Origin of the sequence: Allofrancisella inopinata, from assembly GCF_012222965.1 — a bacterium.
Classification (GTDB): domain Bacteria; phylum Pseudomonadota; class Gammaproteobacteria; order Francisellales; family Francisellaceae; genus Francisella; species Francisella inopinata.
Window position 1 is genome coordinate 1,014,825 of sequence record NZ_CP038241.1, and the last position, 17,044, is coordinate 1,031,868.

A 17,044-nucleotide genomic window follows, 5' to 3' on the forward strand; every position below is an offset into this window, starting at 1 on the left:
ATGAGCCAACTTAAAATACTTGACTGTACGTTACGTGAGGGAGAGCAATCACAAAACACTTGTTTTTCTATAATAGAGAAGATAACTATAGCTAACAAGCTTAAAGATTTTGGTGTAGATGTTATAGAAATTGGGCATCCTGGAATATCAAAAAAAGAAGAACTAAGCTGTGCCAAAGTAGTTGACAGTGTCAAAGATATAGAAATATTAGTCCACTCTCGAGCATTAATAGAAGATGTAGAGGCTGCTGCTAAAACCAATGCTCAATGGATTGGTATCTGGACATCATTTAATGATATATCTCTTTCAAGTAAGTTTAATAATAAGTCTAGAGACTGGATTAAGGACCAAGTTCAAAAAACAGTTAAATTAGCGAAAGATTTAGGCTTTAAAATAAGGTTTAGTATAGAAGATGCTTCTAGAACGCCTTTAGAACAAATTCTTAATTTAGCTACTACTGCTATACAAGCCGGTGCAGATAGAATCAGCCTAACAGATAGTGTTGGTGCTTGGCATCCACAAGAATGTTACGATATAGTCAAGTCTGTAAAGTCAAAACTTAACTGTGAAATAGAAGTACATCTTCATAATGATCTTGGCTTAGCTCAGGCAAATGCTATATCGGCTATACAAGCTGGTGCAACAGTGATCGATACCTCTATACTAGGTATTGGTGAAAGAGCTGGTATATGTGACTTAATACCTTTAGCTAAATCTTTAGATAAGTTTTATGAAGTGAAAAAATTTAATTTTAAACTTAGTCAAGAGTTAGCAGATATGATATCAAGGATTAGCTGTTTTAATATTGAGCCACACCACCCTCTAGTTGGCAGAAACGTATTTACACATACTTCTAAATATCACGCGAAAGCTACAAAAAATAATCCAAAAGCATATGAAATAATAGATCCTAGTGAGTTTGGTGAGCAAAGAAAGATTATAGTAAATGAGCTAAACAGAGCAGAAATCCAAAGAATAAAAAATGACTTAGAAGTAAAAACTCCTTTTGTCAAAGGAGCATCTGAACTACTTCATCACCGTGATGGCGTCGGTGCTAGGTGGGTATTTATGGATAATCGTATCGATCCTAGAAGCCAGATATACATTATAGAAAGAATATTTGACAAAGATTACTCTACCTCCTATGAATCTCATGTTGATTCACATGCTCATAATTGTGATAGTACATTTGTATTTATGGGGAACAATACTGATGGCACTGGACTAAAAGTAAGTGTTACATTTGGACAAGAAAATCAAACTACTACAAAAGTTATTGAAAGTCCTGCTTCTGTATATATCCCTGCTGGCGTTTATCATAGTTATTCTTATATATCAGGAATTGGAAGATTTTTAAATTTTGTATTATCTCCAAACTACAATCAAAGTATAGTGAATAGGACAGTTACAAACTAATTATAGGAATCTTTTAATGATTAGTACTATTAAAAGTTCATACACCATATTAAATACGCCATATATAAAATCATGTACTTAATTTGTATATTTGTTTAGCCCCACAACTATCAGAGATGATGTATAACAAAAAGAGTAATTTATACTTATGAGCGACTATAATCAATTAAAATTAATCTGCTTAAATATTTTGGAAAAAATAAATAATAATTTAGGTTCTACAAATATAAAAAATACTTTTTATTCTCCACATTTAGATAAATACATTGTAAATGAGGGGATCATCTCAAAAAAAAGAAATTATACCATAGATGCTTTAACGTACGAAAATATAAATGAAATAAAGACAGAAAAACTCTCTTTAATGAGAAATATAATTAGAAATTACATGAATGAACAAAATTTTCAAGGAATGAACACCGAACATAAAAGATTCTTCCTACGTAACAAAATAAGGTTTTTATCAGAAAAATATGGTTTAGGGAACTGTGAAGAACTGGCAACACAAGCATTTTTCATGTGGTGCATTAATTACTCAGAAATTTATAACGATGTATGTCTAGCTTTCTTCAAAGTATCGGAAAATTATTACAACACAAGTCTTAAACCAGAAGAGATAGATCACATTTTTGTAATTGTTGGACATAATGAGTATGGTGATAATTCAATAATCATAGACCCATGGTTGAATCAGATATTTACATTAAAAGAGTTCAAAACAAAAATGAAGTATAATATATTTAATGTACCGTCTATGGATATAGAAATTAGAAAAAAATTTTCTATCAAAGACTTTGTTATATAACATATTTTTGACGCAGTAGCCACTCAAAGCTATAATTTAATTTCCAAAGTAACATATTTATAAAATACAATAAATTGGACTAATTCAATACTTTCTAACTGCTTCTACATCTTAAACTATTCTCTTCATAAACGCCTTCTTTCCAATGCTTTCTACATACAGAAAAATATTTGGTATCAATTTCTTTTAGAGAATCATCATCAATAATTATAGGATTACCTTCTTTTATTGCTTTGCCATTTTGAACTATCATATTAAAACTTGCCTTTTTCCCACAGTGACAAATTGTCTTAACTTCCTCTAAGGTATCAGCTATAGACAAAAGTAAAGCTGCTGTGTCGAAAGGTTGTCCTAAATAATTGGTACGCAAACCATAACAAATTACAGGGATCTCTAAATCATCTACGATTTCCGATAATTGCCATACTTGTTTAACTGTAAAAAAATGTATTTCATCTATTAGTATGCAATCAATTTTTGTTTTAAAATTATACTCTTTTACAAACTTATAGATATCATCCTTATGTGTAAGAGAGTACGCATCTTGATTTATGCCAATACGAGATTTAACCTTATTCAGACCAGCTCTTTTATCTATAGCAGATGTTAAAACAAGAGGATGCCTACCTCTATCTTCATAATTATAAGCGACTTTTAGTAGATCCAATGTCTTACCAGCATCCATAGATGAATATCTAAAATATAACTTTGCCATTAGTCTTTTCCTACACTCTAAACCTTTCTTATTATATTAATTCCATGACGAATAGGCAAAACTAATGTCTCAATATCTCTTCGCTGATTCACATACTTATTAAAATCATCTAAAGCTTTTGCTCTTTTATCTTGTGGATCTAAAACTTCTGCCCGCCATAAAATATCATCTACAATTATGACCCCTCTATCAGAAAGCTTATCTATTAAAATATCAAAATACTTTTGAGTTTGCTTTTTATCTGCATCTATAAATGCAACATCAATACAATTTGGCATACTTGACAATATTTCACTAGCGTCTCCTTCTAAGTATTCAATATTTGGATATTTAGCGATAAACTCTTTAGCTACCCTCTCCCCAGCTTGGCTTGGTTTATCAATAGTATAAACTTTTAAATCTGGAGAAACTTCAGCCATTGCTATTGCTGACATCCCTGTAAATGTACCAACATCAACACATATTTTAGCTTGGCTACTAAATACAAAAAACTGTAAAAGCTTTGTAACAATTTTTTCAGATAGCATCTGAGCACCATAGACATTTTCTTTGGTAGAGGATACAAGTTGGTTTAAGTTATCAGATAAATTACTAGTATGCTCAATGCAATATTGCCAAATACTATCTTCTGTGAACTGGTTTTGTTTCATTGACATTTAAAAGGATTTAACTAAAACTCTTAGTATTTTGCATTACCAATTTAGATAATGAAAGTGCTTTTAAGTATTTTTTATGTTAGAATTTCGATGAATTTTATTATAAAAAACTCTCGATAAGCTTGTTGAGTTGTTAATAAATTGATAAGTTTCTGAATCAAGTTCTAAATGGTAGTTATTATATAATTCCAAACTAGATCCAGAATTTCAAACTATAAAAATAAAATAACATTTAAAGGTTTTTATTAAATGAAAGAAGTAAAAAAAGTTTTTATTAAAACTTTGGGTTGCCAAATGAATGAGTATGACTCATCTAGAATGCATGAAGTTCTAAATGAGCATTTTAATACAGTTAAAACAGAAGATTATAGAGATGCTGACATTATATTAATCAACACTTGCTCTATTAGAGAAAAGGCTCAAGAAAAAGTTTTTCATGAACTTGGTAGATGGAAAAATCTAAAAAAAACAAAAGAAGATCTAGTCATAGGTGTCGGTGGGTGTGTTGCATCTCAAGAAGGTGAAAATATTATTAAAAGAGCTCCATTTGTGGATTTAGTATTTGGTCCTCAAACTATCCATAGATTACCTGAGATGATCAAACAAAAAAACCAAACTCAGCAATCACAAGTTGATATATCATTTCCAGAAGTTGAAAAATTTGATTATCTTCCTGAACCAAAAGCTGAAGGAGCTAAAGCTTTTGTGTCTATCATGGAAGGTTGTGATAAATATTGCTCTTATTGTGTAGTTCCATACACACGTGGTCCTGAAGTAAATAGACCATTTGAAGACGTACTAGCAGAATGTGCTATTTTGGCTGAACAAGGAGTTAAAGAGATTACTTTACTTGGTCAAAATGTTAATCACTACTTAGGTCCAATGGAGAATGGTCAGGTAGCAGATCTTGCTTTACTTATACACTTTATAGCTGAAATTGATGGTATTGAAAGAATTAGGTTTACAACCTCTCATCCAGTTGAGTTTTCTCAAAACCTAATAGATGCTTATGCAACTGTACCAAAGCTGGCAAATCACTTACATTTACCAGTTCAACATGGTTCTGATAGGATTCTTACAAATATGAAAAGAAACCACACTATATTAGAGTTTAAACAAAAAATCAGAAAACTACGTGCTATACGTCCAGATATTACAATATCATCTGACTTTATAGTTGGCTTTCCAGGTGAAACAGAAGAAGATTTTCAAAAGCTATTAAATCTTGTTAAAGATGTTCACTTTGACCAGTCATTTAGCTTTATATATAGTAAACGCCCAGGTACTCCTGCTGCGGATTTACCAGATGATACACCTATAGAAGTCAAAAAAGATAGATTAAAAAGGTTACAAGATCTACTAGATAGTAATGCCCAAATCATCTCTAGACAAATGGTAGGAACTAAGCAGCGTATACTAGTAGAAGGAACATCTAAAAAAGATGATAACGTATTAGCTGGTAGAACAGAAAATAACAGAATTGTTAATTTCAAAGGTGATAAGTCTTTGATTGGTCAGTTTACTGAAGTTAAAATAACAGAAAGCTTACCACACTCTCTTAGAGGAGAACTTATCTAACATATGAATAAAACTCAGTTTGTTTTAGAACCATACAACTATGATTCCATGATGCTACTCTGTGGCGATCTTGATGAAAATATCCGAGCTATTGAAAATTATTTTCATGTTGAAATAAAACACCGTGCCGATGAGTTTGAGATTTCTAGTGAATCTAGTGCAAATAATACTCAAGCTAAAAGGTTTATCAAATCATGCTATGCTGAAATATTAGCTGGAAATACAGAGTTAGATTTAGAGCAAATAACTACTATCTTAAATGCTACAGCTAAAGAAAAACCTTCTCAAGTTAAGGCAAGAAGATCTTCAGATGAAGCTGAAGTGCAACTTAGAAGTAAAAAACTAAAAGCGAGAACTTCTAACCAAGCTACATACCTAGATAATATTAAAACCAACTTTGTAACATTTGGAGTAGGTCCTGCTGGTACAGGTAAAACTTATTTAGCTATAGCATGTGCAGTTGCTGCTTATGAACGTGGTGAAGTACGAAGAATAGTGCTAGTCCGCCCTGCTGTAGAAGCTGGTGAGAAACTAGGGTTTCTTCCTGGCGATTTAGCTCAAAAAATAGACCCTTACTTACGTCCTATGTATGACGCTTTATTTGACTTTATGGGCGTTGAAAAAGTTACTAAACTTATCGAGAAACAAGCTATTGAAATAGCTCCTTTAGCCTATATGCGTGGACGAACTATTAATGATTCTTTTATAGTGTTAGATGAAAGTCAAAACACTACCAAAGAACAAATGAAAATGTTTTTAACTAGAATAGGCTTTAACACTACTGCTGTAATTACAGGAGACATTACACAAATAGATTTACCAAAAAGTGTTACTTCAGGTTTAAAACATGCTCTTTCAATTCTTACAGATATAGAGGGTGTCGCTATTAGCTACTTAAAATCTGTTGATATAGTTAGACATCAAATAGTACAAAAAATTGTCAACGCCTATGATAAGTATGAAGAGAATACAAACCATGGATAGTTTAGATCTAAATATTATCAATGACGATGAATACCCCATACCAACCAATCAGATCTTATTAAACTGCTTTGAGCTTGTTGCACAACGTCATAATGTCAAAGCTGCTAGCGTTAATCTAAACGTTGTCTCAGATGAAGAAATAAAAAGTATAAATAAGCAATTTCGTAATAAAGATAAACCAACAAATATAATATCATTTGAATTTGAGAAACCCCAAGGGCTACCAGATGGCGTTATAGAAAATTTTCTAGGAGATATAGTTATAGCTCCAAATGTATTAGATAAAGAAGCTAAAGAACAACACAAAAATTTGGAAAATCATTGGTGTCATATTTTTATTCATGGTTTATTACATTTACTAGGATACGATCACCAAAATGACACCGATGCTAATATAATGGAAAACTTGGAAATTGAGCTACTAGATAAATTGAATATACCAAACCCATATCTTATAAGAGAGTAAATATGACGGATAATAATAGTCACGATCAGCTTAAAAAAGATAAAAGCCCTTTCATCAAAAAGCTTACTTCAAGTATCTTTACTATTAAAGATGAAGAAGACCTAATTAACGCAATTACTAAAGCTACAAATAATGAGGTTATAGATAAAACCTCACAAAATATGCTATTAGGCGCTATAAAAATTTCTTCTCTTGATGTGGGAGATATCATGGTATCTCATACTAAAATAGTGGCGGTAGATATGTCTATGAGTATAAATGAGATTTTAGAAAAGACTATCCTCTCAAGCCATACACGTTTGCCTGTTTATTGCGAAAATAAAACAGAGGTATTAGGTGTATTACATGCTAAAGACTTATTAAAACTAATTTTTGACGTGGAAATACAAGGATATACTAAAACACACCTTGAGTCTGAAGACATAAAAAATATACTTCGACCTGCTATTTTCATTCCTGAAACAAAAAAACTTAACTCTATGTTAAAAGATTTTAAAAATAGTCAAAACCATATAGCTATAGTAGTCGATGAATACGGAGCAATCTCAGGATTGATAACTATAGAAGATATTTTAGAAGAAATAGTCGGTGATATTGAGGATGAGTTTGATACTATCAATGAAAATATAACTAAAATAGCAGACAATTCATTCTTAGTTGAAGCTACCACTGCAATTGAGGATTTTAATGAGTATTTCAATACCTCTATAGATGATGAGAATGACTTTGATACTATTGCTGGGATGATCATCCAAACTCTTGAATACCTTCCTAAAAAAGGCGAAAGCATAGTTGTTGAAGACTTCAAATTTACTATACAAGAAGCTGATAACCGTAAAATAATAAAAATTCTAGTAGAAAAATCTAAAAAATAATGAAAAAAAATATCCTTAACTTAATATTAGCTACCTTAAGCGGTAGCCTACTTACTCTTGCGTTTGCTCCTTTTCGCATAGATATTATTGCGATAGTAGCATTATGTATTTTCTTCTACTTATTGAATAAATGCTCTAAACTCACGAGCAGCTTTTTGATATCAGCTTTCTTTGGTTTCGGTTTTTTTGGCACAAGTATTTCTTGGGTTTATATAAGTATACATTTATTTACCAACTCAGTTGCAGCTGGCATAGTTGCAGCTATAGCTTTGGTTATTTTATTAAGTTTTTTACATACTATTCCATTTGGCATAGGTAGCTATCTTTTAACAAAAAAATCGAACAACTTTATAAAATTATTAATCTATCCAGCTTTATGGACATTATTTGAAGTAGTAAAAGCTAACTTACTATGGGGAGGTTTTCCTTGGGTATCTCTTGGTTATTCACAAACAGAATCACCTTTAATATGGTATGCTAATGTTGGTGGTGTGTATTTTGTTACATATATTATTGCTTTAATTTCGGCACTTATAGTTTTATACCTATTTAACAAAACTAAAGATATAAGAAAAACTAGTCTTATTTTTAGTGCTATAGCTTTAATATACATAGGTGGTTATATTATTTCTAAAAGCCAACCTAACATCCAAACTAATAAAGTCCAAAAAGTAGTTCTAGTTCAAGGTGATTTCATTCAAGGATTTAAGTGGAATCAAGATAACTTTATTAAAATGCAAGCTTACTATAAAAGCATTGCAAGTAAATATCAAAATTCTTTAATTATACTGTCAGAAAATGCCCTGCCTGATTATCGTCAATATCAACACTTATATTTTGAGGAATTAACAAAAATAGCAAACCAAAATAATAACGCTATATTAATAGGTTCACTAAGTATTGAAAACTCGAAAATCTATAATAGTTCTACAATATTAGGTAAAGGCAAAGGTATATATAATAAACACCACTTAGTACCATTTGGAGAATATTTTCCGATTAAGTTTTTTGGTTACATAGATAGTGTTGGTCTTAGCAATTTTAATGCTGGTACAAGGATTCAACCTATAATGCAAGCTTTTGACTATCCTTTGGCTAACTTTATCTGCTATGAAATCGGTTACCCTGAACAAGTTCGTGACCAACTACAAGGTGCTAGACTAATATCCGTAATAAGTGATGACTCATGGTTTGGCGACTCTATAGCTCGAGACCAGCAATTACAAATATCTCAAGTCAGAGCAATAGAAACATCCAAATATGTATTAGCTACTACTAGTAATGGTATAACCGCCATCATTGACCCTAGTGGTGTTATTGTTAAAGAGCTTCCTAAAGATACTCAAGCTACTTTAGAATCAGAAATTTATCTTAATGATTTTGAAACAATTTGGTTAAAAATTGGTATGTCTTTAATATTTTTGGTTATTGGAATTAGTATAGTTTTTGTAACAATATTTAAAATCATAAAGGAGCGCTTTTACTAATATAGTCTACTAAGTATAAAGGGACTGTTGCAAGCTGGAAACTAATACCAATTCCAACACATATTAGTACTTTCTAACTTTGTATTTCATACCTAATTTACTCAAAATCAACTACAGCATTCTCTATTAAATTTTTATCAATTTCTTTTTTAGGTTTTATACTTGAAACTTGTTTAAGTTTTTCAACTTGACCTATTAAATTACCGCGCCCAGTTTTTAGTTTACTAAAAGCATTTTCATAAGATTTATTAGCATCGTTTATAGACTTACCTACTTTTTCTAAGTCTTCAATAAAACCTACAAATTTTTTATATAACTCTTCTGCTCTGCTGTATACATCAGCGATGCTCTGAGCTTGTTTTTCATATCGCCAAGTATTTTCAACTGCTCGTAAAGCTACTAATAAAGTAGTTGGACTTACCAAAATTATCTTCTGCTTGAATGCTTCATCATATAGGTTTACATCATTATCTAACGCTAAAAGTAATGCTCCTTCTATCGGAATAAACATAAATATAAAATCTAATGAATTTATACCTTTAAGATTTTCATATTTTTTATCAGCTAAACCTTTTATATGGTCTTTTATGGATTTTATATGAGCTTTTAATTGTGCTTGTTTATATTCATCATCAACAGCTATATAGTCATTATAAGCAACTAATGAAGTTTTCGCATCGATTATAATATCTCTATCATCAGGTAGTTTTACAACCACATCAGGGCGAAAAGCTTTACCCTCATGATCAGTTGTGTGCTTTTCTCTAAAGTATTCAAACCCTTCTCTAAGACCAGATTTTTCAAGGACATTCTCAAGCACCATCTCACCCCAGATACCTTGTTGCTTAGTGCTACTTCTTAGAGCATTTGTAAGGTTATGAGCTTCTATAGTCATCTTTTGATTTAATTCTTTGAGAGTTTTTAGCTCATTTTGTAATGCACTTCTAGCATTAGATTCTTTATCGTAAACGTCTTCTACTTTTTGTTTAAAATCTTTTAACTGCTCTCTTACAGGGTTTAAAACGTTATTTAGGCTTTCATGATTACGCTCATTTAGCTTTTTAGAATTATCTTCAAAAATTCTATTTGCCAAATTCTCAAATTCAGTTTTTAGTTTTACCTCATTGTTTTGTAATTGCTCTAATTTTTCCTTTAACTGAGTTTGTAACATTGAGATTTGCGATTTATACTCTTTTATCTCTTCAATATATTTATCAACCTTAATTCTTTCTGCTCTTAAATCTTGTTTTAGTTCTTCAAACCTTTGAACGCTATCTTCCTTTAGCTCAGTATTTTTTTGCCTTTCACTAGCTAGCAAGATGTCAAATGTCGATTTTTCACTTTCCAAAGCTAATATTTGAGATTGTGCCGAGCTTTTATATTCCTCAAAAACTTGTTTGATATTTTTAACTTCTTTAGCTTTCTTACCACACGAAAAAAGAAGCACTATGCCCAAAACAATAGTAAATAAAGCTAATCCCATTATCAATGCCATTAATCTAACCTTTAACCTAAAAATCCTAACTTTAGGTGCCAGTATAACAAATCTACCTTATTTTTGTTTTTTAAAATTAAAATCTTAAAACTCTCTAATGAAAACTCTCCCAAATTTCTTGAGCTAATTTTTTACTTATTCCTTTCACTTTTGCTATCTCATCTACAGAAGCTTTGCTTAGCTCTTGCCAGCCACCAAAGTGCATTATTAAAGCTTTACGACGTTTTGGTCCTACGCCTTCTATTTCCTCAATAATTGACGATTGCCTATTAGAGGTAATCTTTTTACGCTGGCCTTTTATTGCATGGTCATGAGCAGAATCTCTTATTTGACGTAGCAACAAAAATCCTAAATCATGCTCGTCTAGAATATATTCAGTATCATCAAAACCTTTGTAGATTTTTTCTTTACCGCTTATACGCTCTACACCCTTACCTAAACTTACCAGTTGAATTTTACCTTGTAAGCCAAATTCTTGGATAACCTTTTCAGCTTGATGGATTTGCCCTTTTCCACCGTCTATTATCATAACACCTGGAAGGTTGTTTACTTCTAATCCTGAACTTACACGGCGGTATACTGTCTGGTAGATTGCTGCATAGTCATCACCTGCTTTAATATCTTTAATATTGTATCGCCGATGTGACTTTCGGTCTTCACCCTCATCTGTATACACTACACAAGAGGCAACGGTAGCTTCACCTTGGAAATGTGAAATATCAAAACATTCTATACGCTTAATATCTTCATCTAGCTCTAAAAATTCTTTTAAAGAAGCTAGTCTCTTTTGATACTGTGTTTTTGATGTAGTATAAATATTTAGCTTTTGTCTAGCATTTACTTCTGCTAGCTTTAGCCATTTTAAGTTATCAGCAGCTGGAGCTATTATCCAATTTATAGATTGGCCAATTTTTTGTGAAATACTTACTAACAAATCCTGGATCTCACTAAAATCAACTTTAGACAAAATTATATTCTTTGGCCAAATATTACGTATCTCATCGCCTAGGTAAAAATGCGATAAAAAAGCATGCATAATAGATGTTTTATCTTGACCTTTTGCATCTATACTCCAATGTTTATCTGCAACCACATCACCATTTTGAATCTGCAATAAAGCTATGCTTGCATAATTATCTTGTAAATATATACCGACAACATCAAAAGTTTTATCTAACTGAATATCTACTATTTGCTGTTGCTGTAGCTTTCTAAGTACTACTAATTGATCTCTGTAAACTTGTGCTTTTTCATATTGCATATTTTCAGAAGCTTGATGCATTTTTTGAGATATCTCCTCTAAAACACTACTAAACTTACCAGCTAAAAATTTTTTTAAGATAGCTAACTGTTCATCGTATTGCTCTTTAGAAACTAATCCCACACATGGTCCAAGGCAACGCTTTATTTGATATTGTAAACATGGTCTAGTTCGTGATTTATAATATGAATTCTCACATTGTCTGATTGGAAAAATTTTTTGAATAATATTAAGAGTATTTTTCACAGACGATATTGATACAAACGGTCCAAAACATTGCCCTTTTTTATAGGCAGATTTTCCTCTATAAAATGCTATCCTTGGGAACTTATCTCTAGAAATAACTAAGTATGGATAGCTTTTATCATCTTTAAACAAAATATTATACTTTGGTCGGTGTTGTTTGATTAGATTATTTTCTAATAAATAAGCTTCATAATCGCTTGGTGTTATAGTTATCTCTATTTTTGCTATTTGTGAAACCATCATTAGAGTTTTACTATCCTTAGCACCTTTTGCAAAATAGCTGTTTACACGATTTTTAAGGTTTTTTGCTTTTCCAACATAAATTATTTGGTCATGTTTATCAATCATACGATAAACACCAGAATGTGTTGTTAGATTTGCTAAAAAACTTTTCAAATCAAAGCTTTTTGTCTCACTAAGAATCATTTATATCGATAATTTCTTATTTTAAATACTAATAAATATGTAAAGATGTTAGCATATTAAAGCTTTTAATACATTGTTTAAATACTAATGCTGATTCAATCTCAAGATGAACTTAACAAGGCCACTGCAAAGATATCACAATATCCTCAAATAGCTGTAGATACTGAGTTTTATTGGATGCGAACTTATTACCCTGAACTTTGCTTAATCCAGATAGCTACAGAAGATGATATTTTCTTAATAGATACATTAGAAAATTTAGATTTTTCAGCCTTAAAAGCCATTTTTGAAAATAAGAATATACAAAAAATTATTCATTCAGCAGCTAATGATGTCCCTATTATTAGAAATTTTTTGGAGTGTAATATCAATCATATCTTTGATACTCAGCTAGCAGCAGGTTTTTTGGGATTGCAACCTCAGATTTCTTTAAAAAACCTTCTTAAAGAAATATTAGATATAGAAATGGAAAAAGAATCTCAATTTTCTGATTGGCGAAAAAGACCTCTCTCTGACAGTCAAATAATTTACGCCATAAACGATGTTAAACACCTTATAACTCTAGCGCAACTCTTAGAAAAAAAACTCACTGATGTAGGTTACCATAAACTATTTTTAGAAGATTTATCTCAGATAGCGACTATGGAATTTAATTCAGTAGAAAATGTGCATAATAGAATAGGTAATATTCAAAAATTTAATGAACAAACTCAAAGAAATATTATCTTATTAGCTCAATGGCGTGAAAAGATCGCCCAAGAAAAAAACATTCCATTAAGATATATTTTTGATAATAAGTTGCTCTATCTAATAGCTCATATATCTCCTACATCTCTAAATGATTTTGAGCATATAGAATTAAAAAAGTTTAAACCTTGGATCAAAAAAGGTATAATTAGCACAATAAATTCAAATAAATGCGTTCAGAATCTAATAACTGAGAAAAAATCTACAAGTAAATTATCAAACGAGTTAACTGAACAAATTATAGACTTTTTTAACTCCCAAGTTATAGATTTTAACTTTGATAGTAATATTATTGCTTCAAAAAAAGACATTCGCTCGTTAGTCTACAACCTTAAATTAGACAATCAGATTATTAATAATAAATTACTTAATGGTTGGCGTTACAAAATAGTTGGTAAAAATTTAAAAGAGTATATACTTAACAATATTAAATAAAAACTACATAAAAATTTTATAATTATGAACTATATAACACGTGAGTCTAAATTTTTCCCTATAATCTTAGCGCTTTTTGCTGCATTGCCTCCATTAGCTGTCAATACTTATGCTCCTGCTATTTCATTGATAGCTCAAGATTTCGGTGTCCCAGATAGCCAAGTACTAACAACTTTTGCTACTTATTTTGTCGGATTTTCATTTGGGATGCTTTTTTGGGGGGCGATTTCAGATAAATATGGACGTAAAAGGGTTATAATTATAGGAAGTTTAATTTATATTTTAAGTACTATACTATGTTCTTATAGCACTAGTTTTAGCATGCTTGAAACTCTAAGGTTTGTGCAAGGATTATCTGACTCTGTTGGTGGGGTTATAGCTTTTTCTATAGCTAGAGACTGCTACAAAGGCACTAAACTAACAAATATGGTAGCTAGTATAGTTATTATTATGCTGATAGCTCCAATTGTAGCGCCTATCATTGGAACTATATTTACAGATCTTACAGGCACTTGGCAAAGTACTTTCCATTTTCTAACTTTTTATGGTGTAGTTATATTAATAGCAGCACTACTTATAGAAGAAACTCTAGAGCCCAAAAATAGGCAAACAAGTATTTTAAAAATCGCTCCTAGCTACTTCCAACATCTGACAAATCCAGGTTTTATGTTAGCCACTATTGCTGGAGGTTCTACATTTGCAGCTTTACTAATTTATATATCTTCATCTGCAATTATATATCTAGAACAGTATTCAACGGGTTCAATTTTATATTGTATATATTATGGAATATGTGCTATAGCCTCAATACTTGCTAACCTTTTTATCAAAAAACATTCTCATAAGATCAAAGACATTAAATACACTTATTATAGTATTATTGTACTAGCAATTAGCTGCATGATATTAACGATATTTAACTACTTAAACATAGATAATGCTTTTGTTTATACTATAGTAATGTTTATACTATGTGCTGCTGTAGCTTTTATTTGCACTATACTTTACTCTTTTTCTATAAATCAGATTGATCATAACTTTGGTACAGCTAATTCAATCTCAAACTTTATTAAAAATATGATAGCAGCATCAGGTAGTTTTATAGTCAGCTATTACCATGGTAGAGATTTAATATTAACCTCTACTATTGTACAATTAGGCTTCATTGGTATTACTATTTTAATATTGTTTATTATTTATAAAATGAATATAGACTCAAAAATCAATGATTGAGGAATTTTTACTGTAATCTAGAAATATCTGCCACGCTAGTAAATAGTAGACGTAGCTTACTTAATAAAGCTACTCTATTAGCTCTGATTTGTAAATTTTCATCCATCACCATTACATTATCAAAAAACTTACTAATTGTTTCATCCAGAGTTGCTAATAATTCTAATGCTTGTGAGTACTCTCTTTTAGATACTAACTCTTTTATTTTACTAGCCACCTTATCTATCTGGTTAGCTAAATTTAGCTCATAATCATTATCTACAGTTTTAGCTAAATCAATATCGTAACTTGAAATAGCATCTTGTGAGTTTTTACTTAATATGTTAGCAACTCGTTTATTTGAAGCAATCAAGCTTTGTGATTTTTCAGAACCTCCAAACTCTATAACAGCTTTGACACGTCTATCAAAGTCTTTTATAGATTGATAACCAGTACTACTAATTGACTCAAATATATCTGCCGATACACCCTCCTCTTTATAAAGATTTTTTAACCTGTCTAAACAAAAAGATTTTACTTCTTCTTTAGTATTAGAATTTAAATACAAATTATTCACCTCTTTATAACTGGTTAAAGCAAGCTCTATAACTTTATCTAAAGACGTATGTAAATCTGTGTCTCGCAAAATGCGTAGTATACCTATTGCAGATCTGCGTAGTGCAAAAGGATCTTTATTACCAGTTGGTTTTTGTCCAATACCGAAGATACCTACTAAAGTATCTAACTTCTCTGCTAAAGCTACACAGCTTGCCACCGTAGTTGTTGGCAATTCAGCTCCAGAATATTTTGGCCAGTATTGTTGTTCTATAGCATTAGCTATAACATCAGGTTCACCATGCACTTTAGCGTAGTATTTACCAATAATACCCTGCAAATCTGTAAACTCAAAAACCATATCAGATATTAAATCTGCTTTAGCAAGCAAACCAGCTCTATATGCCGCTTGTATATCTATATCATTAAGCTTAGCAAGCTCTTTGGAAGTTTTAGCTATTCTTTGCGCTTTTTGGTACATATTACCAAGCTTATTGTGAAACGTAACATTTTCTAGTCTAGGCAGTAAACTATCTAGAGGACGCTTAAGATCTGTATCATAAAAAAATGCTGCATCTGCAAGTCTAGCATTCATAACCTTTTGATTACCAGTAATTACAAGCTCTGGTTTAGTGCTTTTAATATTTGAAATTGTAATAAAGTTAGCAACTAATTTATTTTGATTATCTAAAAGTGCAAAGCATTTTTGATGCTCTTGCATCGATGAAATTAATGCTTCTTGTGGCACCCTTAAAAAGTCTTTATTAAAACCACATAGCATAGCATTTGGATATTCTACTATAGCACAGACTTCATCAACAAGATCACTATCAAGGACAACTTTATAGCCATGTTGTTTTGCTAGATTTTGAGCTTGTTCTATAATCATTTGTCTACGCTTATCCCAATCTACTATAACCATAGCATTCTCTAAGGCATCTATATAACTAGCTACTGAGGTTATTGTGATACCAGCTGGATTATGAAACCTATGACCATAAGTAACATTAGTAGCTTTATGACCTAAAATCTCCATATCTACGATATCATCACCATACAAAGCTAAAACCCAATGTACAGGTCTTACAAACTCAGCGTCAGAAGTGCCCCACCGCATCATCTTTGGAATTGGCAACTGCTTTAGGGCTTTTGTTATAATCTCTTGAAGTAAGACTACAGTTTTCTGTCCTTTTTGGATGCTTTTATAAAAAAGCTTTTCACCTTTTGGAGTATCTATTTTTTGTAATTGCTCAAATTCAACTCCACAAGATTTTGCAAACCCTAAACCAACTTGTGTTGGCTGATTGTCTTTATATGCGATACTTACTAAAGGTCCTTGTTTTTCAACTATTAGATCGTTTTGTGATTCTGCTAAACCATTTATTATAAATGCTAAACGTCGCGGTGATGCAATCCATTTAGTTTGAGCAAATTCAACCCCTGCTTGTTTTAGCTGATCCTCAACACTTATTAGCAATGATTGAGCTAAACTTTTTAAAGCTTTTGGTGGTAGCTCTTCTGTACCTAATTCAAATAAAAAATCTTTTGTAACATTATCATTATTCATTATAAAACCTTTAATAAAATTTCTATTCTACAATTAAACCTAGGTACCCTGAGCTTGCTGAAGTGCAATAAAACACCTAAATCAAACCCCACCAAACCTAATTAGTTTAACTACAACG

General features: G+C 31.1%; 14 protein-coding genes. 9 read left to right on the forward strand and 5 right to left on the reverse strand.

What is annotated here, in order from left to right; translation table 11 throughout:
* Positions 1–1,416, forward strand: a complete 1,416-nt coding sequence (locus tag E4K63_RS04595; RefSeq protein ID WP_133941663.1) for a LeuA family protein — start codon at positions 1–3, stop codon at positions 1,414–1,416.
* A 148-nt stretch (positions 1,417–1,564) separates the two neighbouring features.
* A complete protein-coding gene (locus E4K63_RS04600) occupies positions 1,565–2,221 on the forward strand; it encodes a hypothetical protein (RefSeq protein WP_133941665.1) in 657 nt (218 codons plus the stop codon).
* Positions 2,222–2,315: 94 nt separating this feature from the next.
* On the opposite strand, the gene E4K63_RS04605 is transcribed toward E4K63_RS04600, so the two are convergent.
* Both E4K63_RS04605 and E4K63_RS04610 read right to left on the reverse strand, forming a co-directional pair.
* The gene (locus tag E4K63_RS04605; RefSeq protein WP_133941667.1) at positions 2,316–2,936 is read right to left on the reverse strand and encodes a thymidine kinase; all 621 of its coding nucleotides are present in this window, start codon (positions 2,934–2,936) and stop codon (positions 2,316–2,318) included.
* 17 nt (positions 2,937–2,953) lie between these two features.
* Positions 2,954–3,586, reverse strand: a complete 633-nt coding sequence (locus E4K63_RS04610) for an O-methyltransferase (RefSeq protein WP_133941737.1) — start codon at positions 3,584–3,586, stop codon at positions 2,954–2,956.
* A 255-nt stretch (positions 3,587–3,841) separates the two neighbouring features.
* Between E4K63_RS04610 and miaB the strand changes: the two genes are divergently transcribed.
* From miaB to lnt, 5 genes are read left to right on the forward strand one after another with little or no spacing between them, the layout of a single operon-like run.
* On the forward strand, positions 3,842–5,170 hold the full coding sequence (gene miaB, locus E4K63_RS04615) for a tRNA (N6-isopentenyl adenosine(37)-C2)-methylthiotransferase MiaB (RefSeq protein WP_133941669.1): 1,329 nt from the start codon (positions 3,842–3,844) through the stop codon (positions 5,168–5,170).
* 3 nt (positions 5,171–5,173) lie between these two features.
* Positions 5,174–6,154: a PhoH family protein gene (locus E4K63_RS04620; protein ID WP_133941671.1), complete on the forward strand. Its 981-nt coding sequence runs from the start codon at positions 5,174–5,176 to the stop codon at positions 6,152–6,154.
* The gene (ybeY, locus tag E4K63_RS04625; RefSeq protein WP_133941739.1) at positions 6,147–6,620 is read left to right on the forward strand and encodes an rRNA maturation RNase YbeY; all 474 of its coding nucleotides are present in this window, start codon (positions 6,147–6,149) and stop codon (positions 6,618–6,620) included. The genes E4K63_RS04620 and ybeY overlap by 8 nt, the downstream gene beginning before the upstream one ends.
* 2 nt (positions 6,621–6,622) lie before the next feature.
* A complete protein-coding gene (locus tag E4K63_RS04630) occupies positions 6,623–7,495 on the forward strand; it encodes a CorC family transporter (RefSeq protein WP_133941673.1) in 873 nt (290 codons plus the stop codon).
* On the forward strand, positions 7,495–8,982 hold the full coding sequence (gene lnt / locus E4K63_RS04635) for an apolipoprotein N-acyltransferase (RefSeq protein WP_133941675.1): 1,488 nt from the start codon (positions 7,495–7,497) through the stop codon (positions 8,980–8,982). The genes E4K63_RS04630 and lnt overlap by 1 nt, the downstream gene beginning before the upstream one ends.
* A gap of 97 nt (positions 8,983–9,079) precedes the next feature.
* Here the strand turns inward: lnt and E4K63_RS04640 are convergent, their stop codons facing one another.
* Both E4K63_RS04640 and uvrC read right to left on the reverse strand, forming a co-directional pair.
* Positions 9,080–10,477, reverse strand: a complete 1,398-nt coding sequence (locus E4K63_RS04640; protein ID WP_133941677.1) for a DNA recombination protein RmuC — start codon at positions 10,475–10,477, stop codon at positions 9,080–9,082.
* A 94-nt stretch (positions 10,478–10,571) separates the two neighbouring features.
* Complete coding sequence (gene uvrC, locus E4K63_RS04645) at positions 10,572–12,410, reverse strand: excinuclease ABC subunit UvrC (protein WP_133941679.1); 1,839 nt, start codon at positions 12,408–12,410, stop codon at positions 10,572–10,574.
* A gap of 87 nt (positions 12,411–12,497) precedes the next feature.
* Between uvrC and E4K63_RS04650 the strand changes: the two genes are divergently transcribed.
* Both E4K63_RS04650 and E4K63_RS04655 read left to right on the forward strand, forming a co-directional pair.
* Positions 12,498–13,592 carry a ribonuclease D gene (locus E4K63_RS04650; RefSeq protein WP_133941681.1) on the forward strand — a complete coding sequence of 365 codons (1,095 nt, stop codon included), beginning with the start codon at positions 12,498–12,500 and terminating at the stop codon, positions 13,590–13,592.
* Between the two features lie 24 nt (positions 13,593–13,616).
* Entirely contained in the window at positions 13,617–14,825 is a 1,209-nt protein-coding gene (locus tag E4K63_RS04655; protein ID WP_133941683.1) for a multidrug effflux MFS transporter, read from the forward strand.
* A gap of 7 nt (positions 14,826–14,832) precedes the next feature.
* Here E4K63_RS04655 and glyS read toward each other — a convergent pair whose 3' ends face one another.
* The gene (glyS, locus tag E4K63_RS04660; protein ID WP_133941684.1) at positions 14,833–16,926 is read right to left on the reverse strand and encodes a glycine--tRNA ligase subunit beta; all 2,094 of its coding nucleotides are present in this window, start codon (positions 16,924–16,926) and stop codon (positions 14,833–14,835) included.
* Positions 16,927–17,044 lie beyond the last annotated feature (118 nt).